This is a genomic window from Streptomyces sp. a15, assembly GCF_059026085.1.
On record NZ_JBWLKM010000025.1, the window covers coordinates 46,085 to 60,550 of the forward strand.

Annotated in this window: 14 protein-coding genes; 7 read left to right on the forward strand and 7 right to left on the reverse strand. The window is 70.1% G+C overall.

What is annotated here, in order from left to right:
* Positions 1–23: 23 nt before the first annotated feature.
* The gene (locus tag AC5P09_RS25020; protein ID WP_493876024.1) at positions 24–977 is read left to right on the forward strand and encodes a DedA family protein; all 954 of its coding nucleotides are present in this window, start codon (positions 24–26) and stop codon (positions 975–977) included.
* Positions 978–1,040: 63 nt separating this feature from the next.
* Here AC5P09_RS25020 and AC5P09_RS25025 read toward each other — a convergent pair whose 3' ends face one another.
* Together AC5P09_RS25025 and AC5P09_RS25030 are read right to left on the reverse strand one after the other, a co-directional pair.
* Positions 1,041–2,747: a threonine/serine exporter family protein gene (locus tag AC5P09_RS25025; protein ID WP_493876070.1), complete on the reverse strand. Its 1,707-nt coding sequence runs from the start codon at positions 2,745–2,747 to the stop codon at positions 1,041–1,043.
* Between the two features lie 103 nt (positions 2,748–2,850).
* Positions 2,851–3,342, reverse strand: coding sequence for an inorganic diphosphatase (locus AC5P09_RS25030; protein WP_030599677.1), 492 nt, complete (start codon positions 3,340–3,342; stop codon positions 2,851–2,853).
* Between the two features lie 124 nt (positions 3,343–3,466).
* On the opposite strand from AC5P09_RS25030, the gene dacB reads away from it, so the two are divergent.
* The 6 genes from dacB to folE all read left to right on the forward strand — a co-directional run bounded on the left by dacB (position 3,467) and on the right by folE (position 11,142).
* On the forward strand, positions 3,467–5,050 hold the full coding sequence (gene dacB, locus AC5P09_RS25035; RefSeq protein WP_493876025.1) for a D-alanyl-D-alanine carboxypeptidase/D-alanyl-D-alanine endopeptidase: 1,584 nt from the start codon (positions 3,467–3,469) through the stop codon (positions 5,048–5,050).
* Positions 5,051–5,112: 62 nt separating this feature from the next.
* The gene (locus AC5P09_RS25040; protein WP_493876026.1) at positions 5,113–6,237 is read left to right on the forward strand and encodes a zinc-dependent metalloprotease; all 1,125 of its coding nucleotides are present in this window, start codon (positions 5,113–5,115) and stop codon (positions 6,235–6,237) included.
* Between the two features lie 191 nt (positions 6,238–6,428).
* On the forward strand, positions 6,429–7,541 hold the full coding sequence (gene tilS, locus AC5P09_RS25045; RefSeq protein WP_493876027.1) for a tRNA lysidine(34) synthetase TilS: 1,113 nt from the start codon (positions 6,429–6,431) through the stop codon (positions 7,539–7,541).
* A 61-nt stretch (positions 7,542–7,602) separates the two neighbouring features.
* Positions 7,603–8,163, forward strand: a complete 561-nt coding sequence (gene hpt / locus AC5P09_RS25050) for a hypoxanthine phosphoribosyltransferase (RefSeq protein ID WP_266435785.1) — start codon at positions 7,603–7,605, stop codon at positions 8,161–8,163.
* Between the two features lie 184 nt (positions 8,164–8,347).
* Positions 8,348–10,387, forward strand: a complete 2,040-nt coding sequence (gene ftsH / locus AC5P09_RS25055) for an ATP-dependent zinc metalloprotease FtsH (protein WP_493876071.1) — start codon at positions 8,348–8,350, stop codon at positions 10,385–10,387.
* Between the two features lie 149 nt (positions 10,388–10,536).
* Complete coding sequence (folE, locus tag AC5P09_RS25060) at positions 10,537–11,142, forward strand: GTP cyclohydrolase I FolE (RefSeq protein ID WP_266435780.1); 606 nt, start codon at positions 10,537–10,539, stop codon at positions 11,140–11,142.
* Positions 11,143–11,166: 24 nt separating this feature from the next.
* Here the strand turns inward: folE and AC5P09_RS25065 are convergent, their stop codons facing one another.
* The 5 genes from AC5P09_RS25065 to folP form a co-directional block, all read right to left on the reverse strand.
* Positions 11,167–11,652: a DUF3180 domain-containing protein gene (locus AC5P09_RS25065; RefSeq protein ID WP_493876028.1), complete on the reverse strand. Its 486-nt coding sequence runs from the start codon at positions 11,650–11,652 to the stop codon at positions 11,167–11,169.
* Positions 11,653–11,757: 105 nt separating this feature from the next.
* Positions 11,758–12,369, reverse strand: a complete 612-nt coding sequence (gene folK / locus AC5P09_RS25070; RefSeq protein ID WP_493876029.1) for a 2-amino-4-hydroxy-6-hydroxymethyldihydropteridine diphosphokinase — start codon at positions 12,367–12,369, stop codon at positions 11,758–11,760.
* Positions 12,366–12,725 carry a dihydroneopterin aldolase gene (gene folB, locus AC5P09_RS25075; protein WP_266435775.1) on the reverse strand — a complete coding sequence of 120 codons (360 nt, stop codon included), beginning with the start codon at positions 12,723–12,725 and terminating at the stop codon, positions 12,366–12,368. The genes folK and folB overlap by 4 nt, the downstream gene beginning before the upstream one ends.
* A 285-nt stretch (positions 12,726–13,010) precedes the next feature.
* On the reverse strand, positions 13,011–13,514 hold the full coding sequence (locus tag AC5P09_RS25080; RefSeq protein ID WP_493876030.1) for a nuclear transport factor 2 family protein: 504 nt from the start codon (positions 13,512–13,514) through the stop codon (positions 13,011–13,013).
* Positions 13,511–14,401, reverse strand: a complete 891-nt coding sequence (gene folP, locus AC5P09_RS25085) for a dihydropteroate synthase (protein WP_493876031.1) — start codon at positions 14,399–14,401, stop codon at positions 13,511–13,513. Before folP ends, AC5P09_RS25080 begins: the two co-directional genes overlap by 4 nt.
* Positions 14,402–14,466 lie beyond the last annotated feature (65 nt).

The following is a 14,466-nucleotide window of genomic DNA, read 5'->3' on the forward strand; positions in this document are numbered from 1 at the left end:
CCATCAGCAGGAGCCACAATCCCGTGACCACGCTCGCGCTCGGCCCCGAGTGGCTCAGCCCCGACTACCTCATCGAGACCTTCAGCCTGCCCGGCATCCTGCTGATCGTCTTCGCCGAGTCCGGGCTCTTCGCGTTCCTGCCCGGCGATTCGCTGCTGTTCACGGCGGGACTCTTTGTGGCGGAGGGGAACTTCATCAGCCAGCCCCTGTGGCTGGTCTGCACGCTGATCGTGCTCGCCGCCGTTCTCGGCGACCAGGTGGGCTACATGATCGGCAAGTACTTCGGCCCGAGGCTCTTCAGCCGTCCCAACTCCAAGCTCTTCAAACAGGAGAACCTGGAGAAGGCCCACGAGTTCATGGAGAAGTACGGTCCCAAGGCGATCGTCCTGGCCCGCTTCGTGCCGATCGTGCGTACGTTCGCCCCCATCGTGGCGGGCGCCGGCCGCATGAAGTACCGCACGTTCCTCACGTACAACATCGTCGGCGGCGTGGCCTGGGGCGTCGGCATCACGGTCGCCGGCTACTGGCTCGGCCAGATCGACTTCATCAAGACGAACATCGAGGCGATCCTCATCCTGATCGTCTTCGTCTCCGTGGTCCCGATCATCGTCGAGTACCTCCGCGAACGCTCCAAGAAGAAGCGCGCCGCCGCCCAGGCCCCGGTCGCCGCCTACCAGCCCCCGGCGATGGACGACGCGACGACCCAACTCCGCCGCATCCCCCCGACGGACCAGCCGTACGGCAACCAGGGGAACCAAAGCCAGCAGGGACAGCAGGGCCGGCAGGGCGACCAGGGCCAGCAGCAGTACGGCTACGACCAGTACTACGGCCAGCCCTCGCAGCAGCAACAGCAGTACCCGCAGGGCTCCCAGCAGTACCCGCAGGGCTCCCAGCAGTACCCGCAGGGCTACGGACAGGACCAGTACGGCGCACAGCAGGGCAACAACCAGCAGGACCCCTACAACCAGGGTTACTGACAGGCAGCCAAGTGGCGTGGGGCCGTGCAGCTGTGCGGCCCCGAGTTCGTAGGCACCCGGCGTTCAGAACCCGCGTGTCCGCTTCGCGGCCCGCCGCCCCGCCGCACTCCCCGCCCCCGGCAAGCGCAGGAACAGCCGCGAGATCTCCGACCCGAGATTGACCCCGATGGCGATGGCCATCGCGAGCGCCGCCGCCTTGGACAGCGACACCAGCCCCTCGTCGACGTGGTTCTGCGCGATGGACAACAGCCCGAAATACGTCGCGGAACCCGGCAGGAGGGGCCCGATCGCCGCCGTCGTATAGGGCAGCGCGGAGGCGAACCGGTACCGGGACAGCATCTGGCCGAACAAGCCGACCAGCCCCGCCGCCACCGCCGTGGACGCGACCGGCGAGAGACCGCCCGTGTAGTGCATCGCGCCGTACACCGACCAGGCGACCCCGCCGTTCAGCGTCACCGCCAGCACGGTGGACCGTTCCTGCTGGAGCAGCACCGCGAAGGTCAGGGACAGCAGCATCGACGCGCCGATCTGCCACAGCGGATCCTCGCCGATGCCCAGGGCGGCGTCCGGGTTGAGGCTGGCGCCGAGCTGCACACCCACGTAGAGCATGATCAGCACGCCGACGACAATGCCGACGAAGAGGTACATGACCTCCAGCAGGCGCGCGGAGGCGGTGATGTAGAAGCCGGTCAGACCGTCCTGGACGCCCGCCACCAGCGCCCGCCCGGGCAGCAGGGCGAACAGTCCACCGGTGACGACCGCGGAGGCCTTCACGTCCACGTGCGCGAGGGTCAGCGCGATCCCTATCGCGGCCGGCGGCATCGCGGCCACGGTGAACTGGTAGAACTCCGGCAGCCCGCGCCCCGCGCACAGCCACGCCAGCCGGTCGCCGAGCATCGCGCCGAGCGCGGCCGCGACGAAGACGATGTAGTCACCGCCGACGAGCACGGAGGCCGCACCCGCCAGCAGCCCGCTCGCGGAGGTCAGCACCCAGCCGGGATACGGGTGCCGGTTGCGCCGGATCTCCGCGAGCCGCCGGTAGGCCTCCTCGAGGGAGATCGCCGTGTCCGGGTCGCTGAGGTCGTCGACCAGCCGGAACACGGCCGCCAGGCGCGTGTAGTCGGTGCCGCGGCGGCGGACCGTCCGGGAGGCCGTCACCGGGTCCTCCACCAGGGACGGCTGGTACGAGATCGACAGCAGGGTGAAGGTGACGTTCGGCTCGCAGCGGTCCAGTCCGTAGGAGCGGCAGACCGCGAACATCGCCGCCTCCACGTCCTCCGCACCCTCACCACCGGCCAGCAGCAGCTCGCCGATACGCAGCGTCAGGTCGAGCACCCGCGGAACGGCCGGGCCCTCCTCCTCGACCTTCTGCAAGGGCTCCGGAGCGGGCCGCTCGGCCACCGGCATCCGCAGCATCGTGCGCATGCGGTCCTGCCAGGGCGCGTTCTTGGTCAGGCTGATCAGGGGAATGCCGGTCGCCGGAGTGAACGCGGCCGGAGCGTCCTGGGCGCTGTAGGTGCGCGGCGGGCTGAACGCCGACCCCTCGGACTCCGCCACGGGCGTCTGCGGCACGCCGAGCCCCTTGGGAACCGCGAACTCCGATGTGGTCTCGGACTCCGTGGCGACGCCCCTGGGCGCGGCCAGCCCCTCGGGAACCGCGAACTCCGATGTCGTCGAGGAGTCGGCCGGATCCCCACAAACGCCGGTGGGAGCGGTGAACCTGCTCCTGGCCTCGTCCGACCGCGGCTTGCGGTCCTCCGCGTCCGTCACTCCGTAGCGCTCCCTGTACGACACGTGCAGCAAGCCTCAGTATGCGCACACACACGCGAAGGGGCCGCACGCGTGCGCGTGCGGCCCCTTCGCGACAGCAGGCTCAGTGACCGCCCTGGTCCTTGAAGCGCTTGTACGACCGCTCGATCTCGGCCTCGGCCTCGGTGCGGCCCACCCAGTCGGCGCCCTCGACCGACTTGCCGGGCTCCAGGTCCTTGTAGACCTCGAAGAAGTGCTGGATCTCCAGACGGTCGAACTCCGACACGTGGTGGATGTCCCGCAGGTGCTCCACGCGCGGGTCGTGCGCCGGGACGCACAGCAGCTTGTCGTCGCCGCCGGCCTCGTCCGTCATACGGAACATGCCGATCGCGCGGCACTGGATGAGGCAGCCCGGGAAGGTCGGCTCGTCCAGGATGACCAGGGCGTCCAGCGGGTCTCCGTCCTCGCCGAGGGTGTTCTCGACGAAGCCGTAGTCGGCCGGGTAACTGGTCGAGGTGAAGAGGCGACGGTCCAGGCGGATCCGACCGGTCTCGTGGTCCACCTCGTACTTGTTCCGCGAACCCTTCGGAATCTCGATCGTGACGTCGAACTCCACCGGTGGCTCCTCCATGATCAGCACATAGTTCTGGTGGTTAAGTGTCCCTCACGCAGGTGTGTGATCGCGAAAGGGGCTGGTGGTCGTGCCGGAGCGGAGGCCTTGGCGGGCCGCGAGACCGCATGTGACGCGGGTCGCGGACGCCGTACGACCGCGTCTGGCACAGGCCGCGACGGCCGCGAAGCCGAGGCTCGCACGGATCGCGCGGGCCGCGAAGCCGAGGCTCGCACGGATCGCGCGGGCCGCGAAGCCGCAGGTCGCGCGGATCACGAGGCCGAAGACACCGAAGACCTGGCAGTACACCGCGGGCGCCGCCACCGCCGGACTGGCGCTGGCCGCCGCAGTGGTGACCGCCGCGGGCCCCTGGGACTCCACCGGTCAGCGTACGGCGGAGCGGGACCGGGCGGTCGCCCAGGAGCGAACGGGTGGCGCAGATCACGACGGCTCGTCCGGTTCGGCGGGCGGGGCGCCCCGACCCGCCCCCAGCGCCGCCTCCGTCCTCGCCGGCCTCGGCGGTGCCACGAACGGCGTCAAGAGGGCCCCGACCGGCCCGGCCCTCGCCGAGGTCCTGACCCCCCTCCTGAGGGATCCGGCGCTCGGCGCCCGCTCCACGGCGGCGGTCGTCGACGTCGCCACCGGCAAGCGGCTCTACGGCACCGGCGCCGACGAGGCCCTGACCCCCGCCTCCACCACCAAGATCGCCACCGCCGTCGCCGCCCTCTCCGCCCTGGGCGCCGACCACCGCCTCACCACCCGCGCCGCCCTCGAACCCGACACCGACGAACTGGTCCTCGTCGGCGGCGGCGACCCCACCCTCACCGCCCGGAAGGACGCCGAGGGCTGGGCGAGCCTGCGCACCCTCGCCGACGACACCGCCGCCGCCCTGAAGAAGCGCGACATCAACCAGGTCACGCTCTCGTACGACACCACCCTGTACGCCGGTCCGGAACGTCATCCCATCGGAGTCAACGACAACCTCGCCTTCGTCACCGCCCTGATGGCCGACGAGGCCCGCACGGACGACTCCGCGAGCGGCCCCGCGCCCCGCGTGCCGGACCCGGCGGCGGACGCGACCCGTACGTTCGCCGCCTTCCTCAAGGACAACGGCATCAAGACGACGTCCCCCGGCCCCTCCAAGGCCACCGGCCGCGCCGAGGCCCTCGCCACGGTCTCCTCGCCGCCGCTCTCCGCCCTCGTCGAACGCATGCTCACCAACAGCGACAACGACATCGCCGAGGCCCTCGCCCGCCAGACGGCCGTCGCGACCGGCCAACGCGCCGACTTCGACGGCGCCGGCCGGGCCATCGGCGCCCAGCTGAAGAAACTCGGACTGCCCGTGTCGGGCGCCGCCTTCAAGGACGGCAGCGGCCTCGACCGCGACGACAGACTCACGGCGGACCTCCTGACGGCCCTTCTGGTGAAGGCCGGCGACCCCACCCGCCCGGAACTCCGCCCCGCCCTCACCGGTCTGCCGGTGGCGGGCTTCACGGGCACCCTGACCAGCCGTTACACGGACGGCGCGGCAGGGATCGTACGGGCGAAGACGGGCACCCTGACCGGCGTGAACACGCTGGCGGGAACGGTGGTGGACCAGGACGGCCACCTGCTGGCCTTCGCGTTCCTCACGTCGAACACGACGGACCCGGCGGCGGCGCAGTCGGCGCTGGACAGGACGGCGACGGCTCTGGCGGCGTGCGGTTGCAGGTAACGCGGCCCCGTCAACCTGGCGAGGCCCTGCCCCAAGCGGTAGCGCTCACGTACGGTTGACGCATGACGAGCATCGGTGGTGCCGAGATGGTCGACTGGAATCTCGCGGTGGCGACCGCGACCCGGCTCGTACGGCCGGGCCCCGACGTGAGCCGTGACGAGGCCCGGGCCGTCGTCGCGGAGCTGCGTCGGCATGCCAAGGCCTCGGAGGGACACGTCCGGGGCTTCACTCGTTTGGGGACGGAAGACACCCACGACACCCCGGTCCTCGTCGTCGACCGACCGGGCTGGGTCCGGGCGAACGTCGCCGGCTTCCGGGAGCTTCTGAAGCCGCTGCTGGACAAGATGCAGGAACGGCGCGGCAGCACCCCCGGCGGCGCGGTCCTCGGCGCAGTCGGCGGCAAGGTGACGGGCGTCGAGCTGGGGATGCTGCTGTCCTTCCTGTCCTCGCGGGTCCTCGGCCAGTACGAGACCTTCGCCCCGGCCACCCGCGAATTCCCGGCGGGGGCGAACGGCGGCGGCCGTCTGCTCCTCGTCGCCCCGAACATCGTGCACGTGGAGCGCGAACTCGACGTACAGCCCCACGACTTCCGCCTGTGGGTGTGCCTGCACGAGGAGACGCACCGCACGCAGTTCACAGCCGTGCCCTGGCTGCGGGACCACCTGCAGGGCGAAATCCAGTCGTTCCTCGGGGAGACCGAGGTCGACCCCATGACCGTCCTGGAACGCGTCCGGGAGGCCGCCCAGTCGCTCGCCGGCGGGCGCCCCGAGGGCGAGGAGGACGAGGGCGGCAGGTCCATCGTGGAGATCGTGCAGACGCCCGCCCAGCGGGAGATCCTCGGCCGCCTCACCGCCGTGATGTCCCTGCTGGAGGGACACGCCGACTTCGTGATGGACGGGGTCGGTCCGGACGTCGTGCCGACCGTCGCCGAGATCCGCGAGAAGTTCCAGCAGCGTCGCGCCAAGGGGGCCTCCCGACTGGACATGGCCCTGCGCAAACTGCTGGGGCTGGACGCCAAGCTCAGGCAGTACCGCGACGGCGAACGCTTCGTACGGGCGGTCGTCGACCAGGTCGGCATGGACGGCTTCAACCGTGTGTGGACGTCCCCCAACACCCTCCCGACCAAGACGGAGATCGCCAAACCGGCGGACTGGGTCGCGCGGGTGCATCGCAAGGCCGAGTCGTGAACAGCGCGCCGAGGTCGTGAAGCGAATCCGGCCGACGGCAGGCGAACGCCCCTCCAATCACCCGTCCGAGGGACCGTGAGCGATGGGTAGGCGTGCAATGCTCGGGGAACGGCCCGGTTCTGTCACCATCTACACACTCTGAGTGACCGAACCCGGGCTCACCCCCGAAAACTTCATGAAGGGAACCGGACATGGGTCCCCATCCTGCGGTCGCGGCGATACGCCTGGCGGTCCGCCGCGTCCTCCACGACATCCTCACCGAGCACAGCCGTACGACTGCCGGTCGTACGACCGAGAGCCGTCCGACCGAGAGCCATACGACCGAGAGTCGTACGACCGGAGACCTCGGCGCCTTTGACGACACCCCGCACGAGCGCGCGCAGTCGCCGCTCGTGCTCGTGGCGTGCTCCGGCGGCGCCGACTCCATGGCCCTCGCCTCGGCCCTCGCCTTCGAAGCCCCCAAGCTCGGCCTCCGTGCCGGCGGCATCACCGTCGACCACGGCCTGCAGCCCGGCTCCGACCTGCGCGCCGACGAGGTCGTCCTGCGGCTGCGCGAACTCGGCCTCGACCCGGTCGAGTCCACCGCCGTAACCGTCGGCCGCGAAGGCGGACCCGAGGCGGCCGCCCGTGACGCCCGCTACGCCGCCCTCGACGCGGCCGCCGAACGCCATGGCGCCCTCGCCGTCCTCCTCGGCCACACGCGCGACGACCAGGCCGAGACCGTCCTGCTGGGCCTCGCCCGCGGGTCCGGCATCCGCTCCCTGTCCGGAATGGCCGCTGTTTCCGGGGGTCCGGGGGCCGCCCGCCGTTACCGCCGCCCCTTCCTCCAACTCGACCGGCAGACCGCCCGCAAGGCCTGCATGGTCCAGTCCCTGCCCGTCTGGGACGACCCGCACAACGCAGACCCGGCGTACACCCGCTCCCGGCTGCGCCACGAGGGCCTGCCCGCGCTGGAGAAGGCGCTCGGCAAAGGCGTCGTGGAGGCCCTCGCCCGTACGGCCCAGCTCTCCCGCGACGACGCCGACGCCCTCGACGCCTGGGCCGGTCAGGCCGAGGCCGCCGTCCGGGACGCCGCAGGGCTGCTGGAGTGCGCCAAGCTCTACGCCCTGCCGCCCGCCGTACGCCGTCGCATCCTGCGCCGCGCCGCCATCGAGGCCGGCGCCCCGGCGGGCTCGTTGTTCGCGCGTCACATCGAGGAAGTCGACCGGCTGATCACCGGCTGGCGCGGCCAGGGAGCCATCAATCTCCCGGGCAAGGTCGTGGCCCAGCGGCAGGGTGGCAGACTGGTGATTCGGCAAGGCTGAATCCCGGCCTCTCCGTGCACCTCGGCGAGGGGCAGGGCAGCCGGTTGGACGACCGAAAGTGATGCGGGTGGACGCGAAAGACATGGGTGCCGACCTCAAGTCGGTGCTCATCACCAAGGAAGAGATCGACGCGAAGCTCACGGAGCTCGCCGCGAAGATCGACGCGGAGTACGCGGGCAAGGATCTGCTGATCGTCGGCGTCCTCAAGGGCGCGGTGATGGTCATGGCGGACCTCGCCCGGGCGCTGTCCACCCCCGTCACCATGGACTGGATGGCCGTGTCGTCGTACGGCGCGGGCACCCAGTCCTCCGGTGTGGTGCGGATCCTCAAGGACCTCGACACCGACATCAAGGGCAAGCACGTCCTGATCGTCGAGGACATCATCGACTCCGGACTGACCCTGTCCTGGCTGATCTCCAACCTCGGCTCGCGCGAGCCCGCATCCCTCAAGGTGTGCACCCTGCTGCGCAAGCCCGAGGCCGCCAAGGTCGCCATCGACGTCCAGTGGGTCGGCTTCGACATCCCGAACGAGTTCGTCGTCGGTTACGGCCTCGACTACGCCGAGAAGTACCGCAACCTCCCGTTCGTCGGTACGCTCGCGCCCCACGTCTACGGCGGCTGAGCCAGACAGCCCAAGCCCTGTAAGACGATCGGGAACCCCAGCGGGTTTCGCGCCGTTGGAGCATGCAGACGGGTTCACCGGCTGTCCTGTGCGGCTTCGGTCCACAATGCTGGGGTACCGTCAGAAGAACTGTCTTATCAAACTCACTATGGCAGGAGGGACGGGGCGGCACCGCTCCGTATGGATGGACGTGAAGCGATACTTCCGTGGGCCGGTCATGTGGATCGTGCTGGCCGTCCTTGCCGTGGTCGTGTTGATGCAGGTCGTCGGCTCGTCCGGTGGCTACAAGACGGTGGACACCGGCCAGGTGATCCAGGCGATCAATGACAACAAGGTCGAATCAGCCAAGCTGACCACCGGCGATGAGCAGACCATCAAGGTCCAGCTCAAGGACGGCACAAAGGTCGAGGGCAGCTCGAAGATCCAGGCGAGCTACATCGGCGACCAGGGCGCGACCCTCGCCGGCACCTTGCAGAACAAGTTCCAGGACAAGCAGATCCCGGACGGCTACACCGTCTCGCCGACGAAGCAGAACGCTTTCGTCGGGATCCTGCTCTCCCTGCTCCCCTTCGTCCTCATCGTGGTCGTCTTCCTGTTCCTGATGAATCAGATGCAGGGCGGCGGCGGCCGAGTCATGCAATTCGGCAAGTCCAAGGCGAAACTCATCACCAAGGACACCCCGAAGACGACGTTCTCGGACGTCGCGGGCTCGGACGAGGCCGTTGAGGAGCTCTACGAGATCAAGGAGTTCCTGCAGGAACCGGCGAAGTTCCAGGCCGTCGGGGCGAAGATCCCCAAGGGCGTACTGCTGTACGGCCCTCCCGGCACCGGCAAGACCCTGCTCGCGCGTGCTGTCGCGGGCGAGGCCGGCGTGCCGTTCTACTCGATCTCCGGTTCCGACTTCGTCGAGATGTTCGTCGGTGTCGGTGCCTCCCGAGTGCGTGACCTGTTCGAGCAGGCCAAGGCGAACGCTCCGGCGATCGTCTTCGTCGACGAGATCGACGCGGTCGGCCGCCATCGCGGCGCCGGCCTCGGCGGTGGTCACGACGAGCGCGAGCAGACGCTGAACCAGCTGCTCGTCGAGATGGACGGCTTCGACGTCAAGGGCGGTGTGATCCTCATCGCCGCGACGAACCGGCCGGACATCCTCGACCCGGCACTGCTGCGTCCCGGCCGCTTCGACCGCCAGATCGCGGTCGACCGTCCGGACATGCAGGGCCGTCTGGAGATCCTCAAGGTCCACCAGAAGGGCAAGCCGGTCGCGCCGGACGTCGACCTGTCGGCCGTCGCCCGCCGCACCCCCGGTTTCACCGGCGCGGACCTGGCGAACGTGCTGAACGAAGCGGCGCTCCTGACGGCGCGCAGCGATCTGAAGCTCATCGACAACCACATGCTGGACGAGGCCATCGACCGCGTTGTGGCGGGCCCGCAGAAGCGGACCCGGATCATGTCGGACAAGGAAAAGAAGATCACCGCGTACCACGAGGGCGGCCACGCCCTGGTCGCGGCGGCTTCCCCGAACTCCGATCCGGTCCACAAGATCACGATCCTCTCGAGAGGCCGTGCTCTGGGCTACACGATGGTCCTGCCGGACGAGGACAAGTACTCGACCACGCGCAACGAGATGCTGGACCAGCTGGCTTACATGCTGGGCGGCCGCGCGGCCGAGGAACTCGTCTTCCACGACCCGACCACCGGCGCTGCGAACGACATCGAGAAGGCCACCGCAACGGCCCGCGCGATGGTCACGCAGTACGGCATGACGGAGCGTCTCGGCGCCATCAAGTTCGGTGGCGACAACACCGAGCCGTTCCTGGGACGTGAGATGTCGCACCCGCGTGACTACTCGGAAGAGGTCGCCGCGCTCGTCGACGAAGAGGTCAAGAAGCTCATCGAGAACGCGCACAACGAGGCCTGGGAGATCCTGGTCGAGAACCGCGACGTGCTCGATCAGCTGGTGCTCCAGCTGTTGGAGAAGGAGACGCTGAACAAGGAGCAGATCGCCGAGATCTTCGCTCCCATCGTCAAGCGTCCCCCGCGGCCGGCCTGGACCGGCTCCTCCCGCCGCACGCCGTCCACCCGTCCGCCGGTGCTCTCCCCCAGGGAGCTCGCACTGACGAACGGCGCCAACGGCGCGACACCGGCGATCTCCACCGCGAAGTCCACCGCGGCGGAACCCGCCCCGGTGGCCGAGCCCGCCCCCGAGGAGCGTCCGGAGAGCTGACTCCTCGGACACTTCGGGGCACGGTGACCTCACCAGGCCCGGAATGGATGCCGCGCCCCCCAGGTTCTAGCCTGGGGGGCGCGGCATTTGCATGTCCGCAGTGAGGTGCGTGGTCCACACGCGCGACAGGCACAGGAACGAGGCACCAGATGACCGACCCCGTGACGCTGGACGGCGAGGGCTCGATCGGCGATTTCGACGAGAAGCGGGCCGAGAACGCCGTACGCGAACTGCTGATCGCGGTCGGCGAGGACCCGGACCGCGAGGGGCTTCGGGAGACGCCGGGGCGGGTGGCGCGGGCGTACCGGGAGATCTTCGCGGGGTTGTGGCAGAAGCCCGAGGACGTGCTGACGACGACGTTCGACCTGGGGCACGACGAGATGGTGCTCGTGAAGGACATCGAAGTCCTGAGCAGCTGTGAACACCACCTGGTGCCGTTCGTCGGAGTCGCCCATGTCGGGTACATCCCGTCCACCGACGGCAAGATCACGGGACTGTCGAAGCTGGCCCGGCTGGTGGATGTGTATGCCCGCCGGCCTCAGGTGCAGGAACGACTCACCACGCAGATCGCCGACTCCCTGATGAAGATCCTGGAGCCGCGCGGGGTGATCGTCGTCGTGGAGTGCGAGCACATGTGCATGTCGATGCGGGGGGTCCGGAAGCCCGGGGCGAAGACCATAACGTCGGCGGTCCGGGGCCAGCTGCGTGACCCCGCCACCCGTAATGAGGCGATGAGCCTCATCATGGCCCGCTGAGCGGCCTCCTGATCGTCCGGCGGGTCAGGCCGCCGAAGCCGCCCCCGTGTTGTGGTCGTCGTCCTCCGGGAGCCTGCAGACGCGCTCCAGGAAGATGGCGGCCGCTATGACGGCGATGCCCGCGAGAACCGAGAAGCCGGCGTAGATGGCCTGGTCGCGGCGGGCGGGGATGTCGAGGGACTCCAGGAGGAAGACGCCGGTGCCGCCGTACATCCCGCAGACGAGGGCGGCGACCAGGGCGCTGGCCTGTCCGAAGACGACCGCGCGGGCCGCCATCAGTGGGTCGACGCCCTTGGCCTCGGGGCGGCGCTCGCGCTGGGCCTTGAGGCGGGCGCGGATGGAGAGCGCCGTGGACAGCAGGACCGCGGCGATCAGGGCGAGGACGATGGGGGCGGCCAGAGGGACGCTGGGGAGGGTCCCGACCGAGTTCCAGAGGCGGGCGCCCGCCCAGGACAGGATCCCGGCGACGGCGAAGACGCCGGCCAGCAACCTGATGCGCAGCTCTCTCACGGTGTCCCTTCAGCTCCCCGGCCGTGGTCGCGGACGGTGGTCGTGATGACCCCTGCGGTCCGGCCGTCTCGTCCGGCCGCATCGGGGTCGTCTTGACCTTAACGGCTACTCGGGCAGCCGGAGTTCCAGGTCCTTGCGAGGTTCCACGCCGTCGCGGGTGACGGTGTCGAGGAGGGCCGCGACCGCGCCCCGTCCGGGCAACTGTGCCTCGGGCTCCACGTCGTGCCAGGGGGCGAGCACGAAGGCGCGTTCGTGGGCGCGCGGGTGGGGGAGGGTGAGGTGCGGGTCGTCGGTGACGACGTCGGCGTACGCGACGATGTCGACGTCGAGGGTGCGCGGGCCCCAGCGCTCGTCCCGGACGCGGTTGAAGGCCTCCTCGACCGCGTGCGCCCGCTCCAGCAGGGAGGACGGGGGCAGCGTCGTCTTCAGGACCACGACCGCGTTGAAATAGGACGGCTGGCTGCCGGGTTCGACGCCCCACGGCTCCGTCTCGTACACGGGGGAGACGGCCTTGATGCGGAGGCCGGGGGTGTCCTCCAGGGCGTCGATGGCTCCCTGGAGGGTCTCCAGGCGGTTGCCCAGGTTGGAGCCGAGGGAGATCACGGCGCGTTTCGGGTTCTGGAGGGTGGTGTCGGCGGCGTCGACCTTCTCGACGACGGAGGCGGGTACCGGCTGTACGGTCGGGTCGCTGTGACCCTCGGTGAAGAACGCGGTCATACTCGGCTCCGGGTGATGGTGACGGTCACGTCGTCGAAGGGGACGGTGATCGGCGCGTCCGGTTTGTGGACGGTGACCTCGACCTCTTGGACTCCTTCGTGCTTCAGACAGGCCTGGGTGATGCGCTCGGCGAGCGTCTCGATGAGGTTGACGGGCTCGCCCTGGACGACGGCCACCACCTCCTCCGCCACGATGCCGTAGTGCACGGTCTTCGCCAGGTCGTCGTCGGCGGCGGCCGGACGGGTGTCCAGGCCGAGGACGAGGTCCACGATGAAGGTCTGGCCCTCCTCGCGCTCCTTGGGGAACACGCCGTGGTGCCCGCGGGCCTTGAGGCCGCGCAGCGCGACACGATCCACGCGAATCACTCCTGCAATCGTCGGTGACGGCCGGTCCGTACCGTGTGCGGGCGGCACACCGGCCTCGAACGAATCTACCTGCGAGCACTGACAGGGCCGGGCCACGGGGCCGCGGGCCCGAGCCGGGGCCGGAGGTTTCACCTTGTGTTTCCCCCGGGGAACCCGACGGCTCACGGGCTGGTAGCCGCCCATACCCCGGGTCCGTGATTCCAACCACTTCTTGGTCCGTGCGGGCGACGGGGACCTGTCTGGGATCTGTCGGTGTCCTGTGGGGCGCCTACCCGCTCAGGCGGGGGTGTCGTCGCTTTCGGCCTCGTCGTTTTCGGCCAGAACCGGGGACGCGTGGTGCGACCAGAGCTTCCAGCCGTCGGGAGTGCGGCGGAACACGTTGGTGGCGACGACCAGCTGGCCGACGAGCGGGCCGAGTTCCTCGCCGCCCTCGGGGGCGGGGCCGCCGCTGAGGATGTTCTCCGTGCAGGTCACCAGGGCGGTGTCACCCGTGATGGAAACGTGCACATCCGTGAGGAAAAATTGAATATAGTCCGTATTTGCCATGATCAAGGCATAGGACCTGAGGACGTCGCCGCGGCCGGTGAGCACCGGCCAGCCGGGGTGCACGCACGAGATCACACCGGTGTCCGCCGGATCGTGGTACTCCTCGTCGACGCCCAGGTCGGACGGGGTCAGCCACATCGAGGTCAGCTCCTCGAAGTCGCCCCGCTCCATCGCCTCGTAATAGGTGGCGTTGGCGAGTTCGACCTGCTCGACGTCGGTGTGGGGGGCGCTCACAGGGCTCCCTCTGTGCCGTTGTCCGCCGCGCGTGCGCCTTCCACGGCGCGTGCGACCCGTACCGCGTCCGCCGTCGCGCGCACCTCGTGCACGCGTACCGCCCATGCGCCGGCGTGCGCCGCGAGCGCGGAGACGGCGGCCGTCGCGGCGTCGCGCTCGCGTGCGGGCGGCGGCGCGCCCTTTGGCCCGGCGAGGACCCGGCCGAGGAACCGCTTGCGGGAGGCGGCGACCAGCAGCGGGTGGCCGAGGCCGAGGAGGCGGTCGAGGTGGGCCAGGAGGGTGAGGTCGTGTTCGGCGTCCTTGGAGAAGCCGAGGCCCGGATCGACGACGATGCGGTCGGGGGCGATGCCCCCGTCCAGAACGGCCTGCACGCGCGCGTGCAGTTCGTCGACGACTTCGGCGACGACGTCGTCGTACACGCCCCTGACGTTGCCGCCCTCCAGGAAGCCGCGCCAGTGCATGACGACGAAGGGGGCGCCCGCGGAGGCCACGGCCGGGATCATCGCGGGGTCGGCGAGGCCGCCGCTGACGTCGTTGACGAGGGCGGCGCCGGCCGCGAGGGCCCGTTCGGCGACGGAGGCGCGCATGGTGTCGACGGAGACGGTGACGCCCTCGGAGGCGAGGCCGCGGACGACGGGGATCACCCGCTTGAGCTCCTCGGCCTCGTCGACCCGGGTGGCGCCGGGGCGGGTGGACTCGCCGCCGACGTCGACCAGGTCGGCGCCCTCGGTGACCAGGTCCAGGCCGTGCTTGACGGCCGCTGTCGTGTCGAAGAAGCGGCCGCCGTCGGAGAAGGAATCGGGGGTGACGTTCACGACTCCCATGACCGCGCAGCGGCCCCATTCCGGAAGGCCCGCGACGCGTCCACGTCCGCTCTGCTTGCTCATACGTTCAGCGTAGGCCCAGGGCGGGGCCGCGAGCCCCGGGGCCCGGCCGTGGCGAGGGGCGGGCC

Bases quoted from the DNA above. Each gene is read 5' to 3' on its own strand.
- AC5P09_RS25040 (WP_493876026.1), top strand. From the start codon at position 5,113: ATGACGAGCATCGGTGGTGCCGAGATGGTCGACTGGAATCTCGCGGTG.
- tilS (WP_493876027.1), top strand. From the start codon at position 6,429: ATGGGTCCCCATCCTGCGGTCGCGGCGATACGCCTGGCGGTCCGCCGC.
- hpt (WP_266435785.1), top strand. From the start codon at position 7,603: ATGCGGGTGGACGCGAAAGACATGGGTGCCGACCTCAAGTCGGTGCTC.
- ftsH (WP_493876071.1), top strand. From the start codon at position 8,348: ATGGACGTGAAGCGATACTTCCGTGGGCCGGTCATGTGGATCGTGCTG.
- folE (WP_266435780.1), top strand. From the start codon at position 10,537: ATGACCGACCCCGTGACGCTGGACGGCGAGGGCTCGATCGGCGATTTC.
- folK (WP_493876029.1), bottom strand. From the start codon at position 12,369: ATGACCGCGTTCTTCACCGAGGGTCACAGCGACCCGACCGTACAGCCG.
- folP (WP_493876031.1), bottom strand. From the start codon at position 14,401: ATGAGCAAGCAGAGCGGACGTGGACGCGTCGCGGGCCTTCCGGAATGG.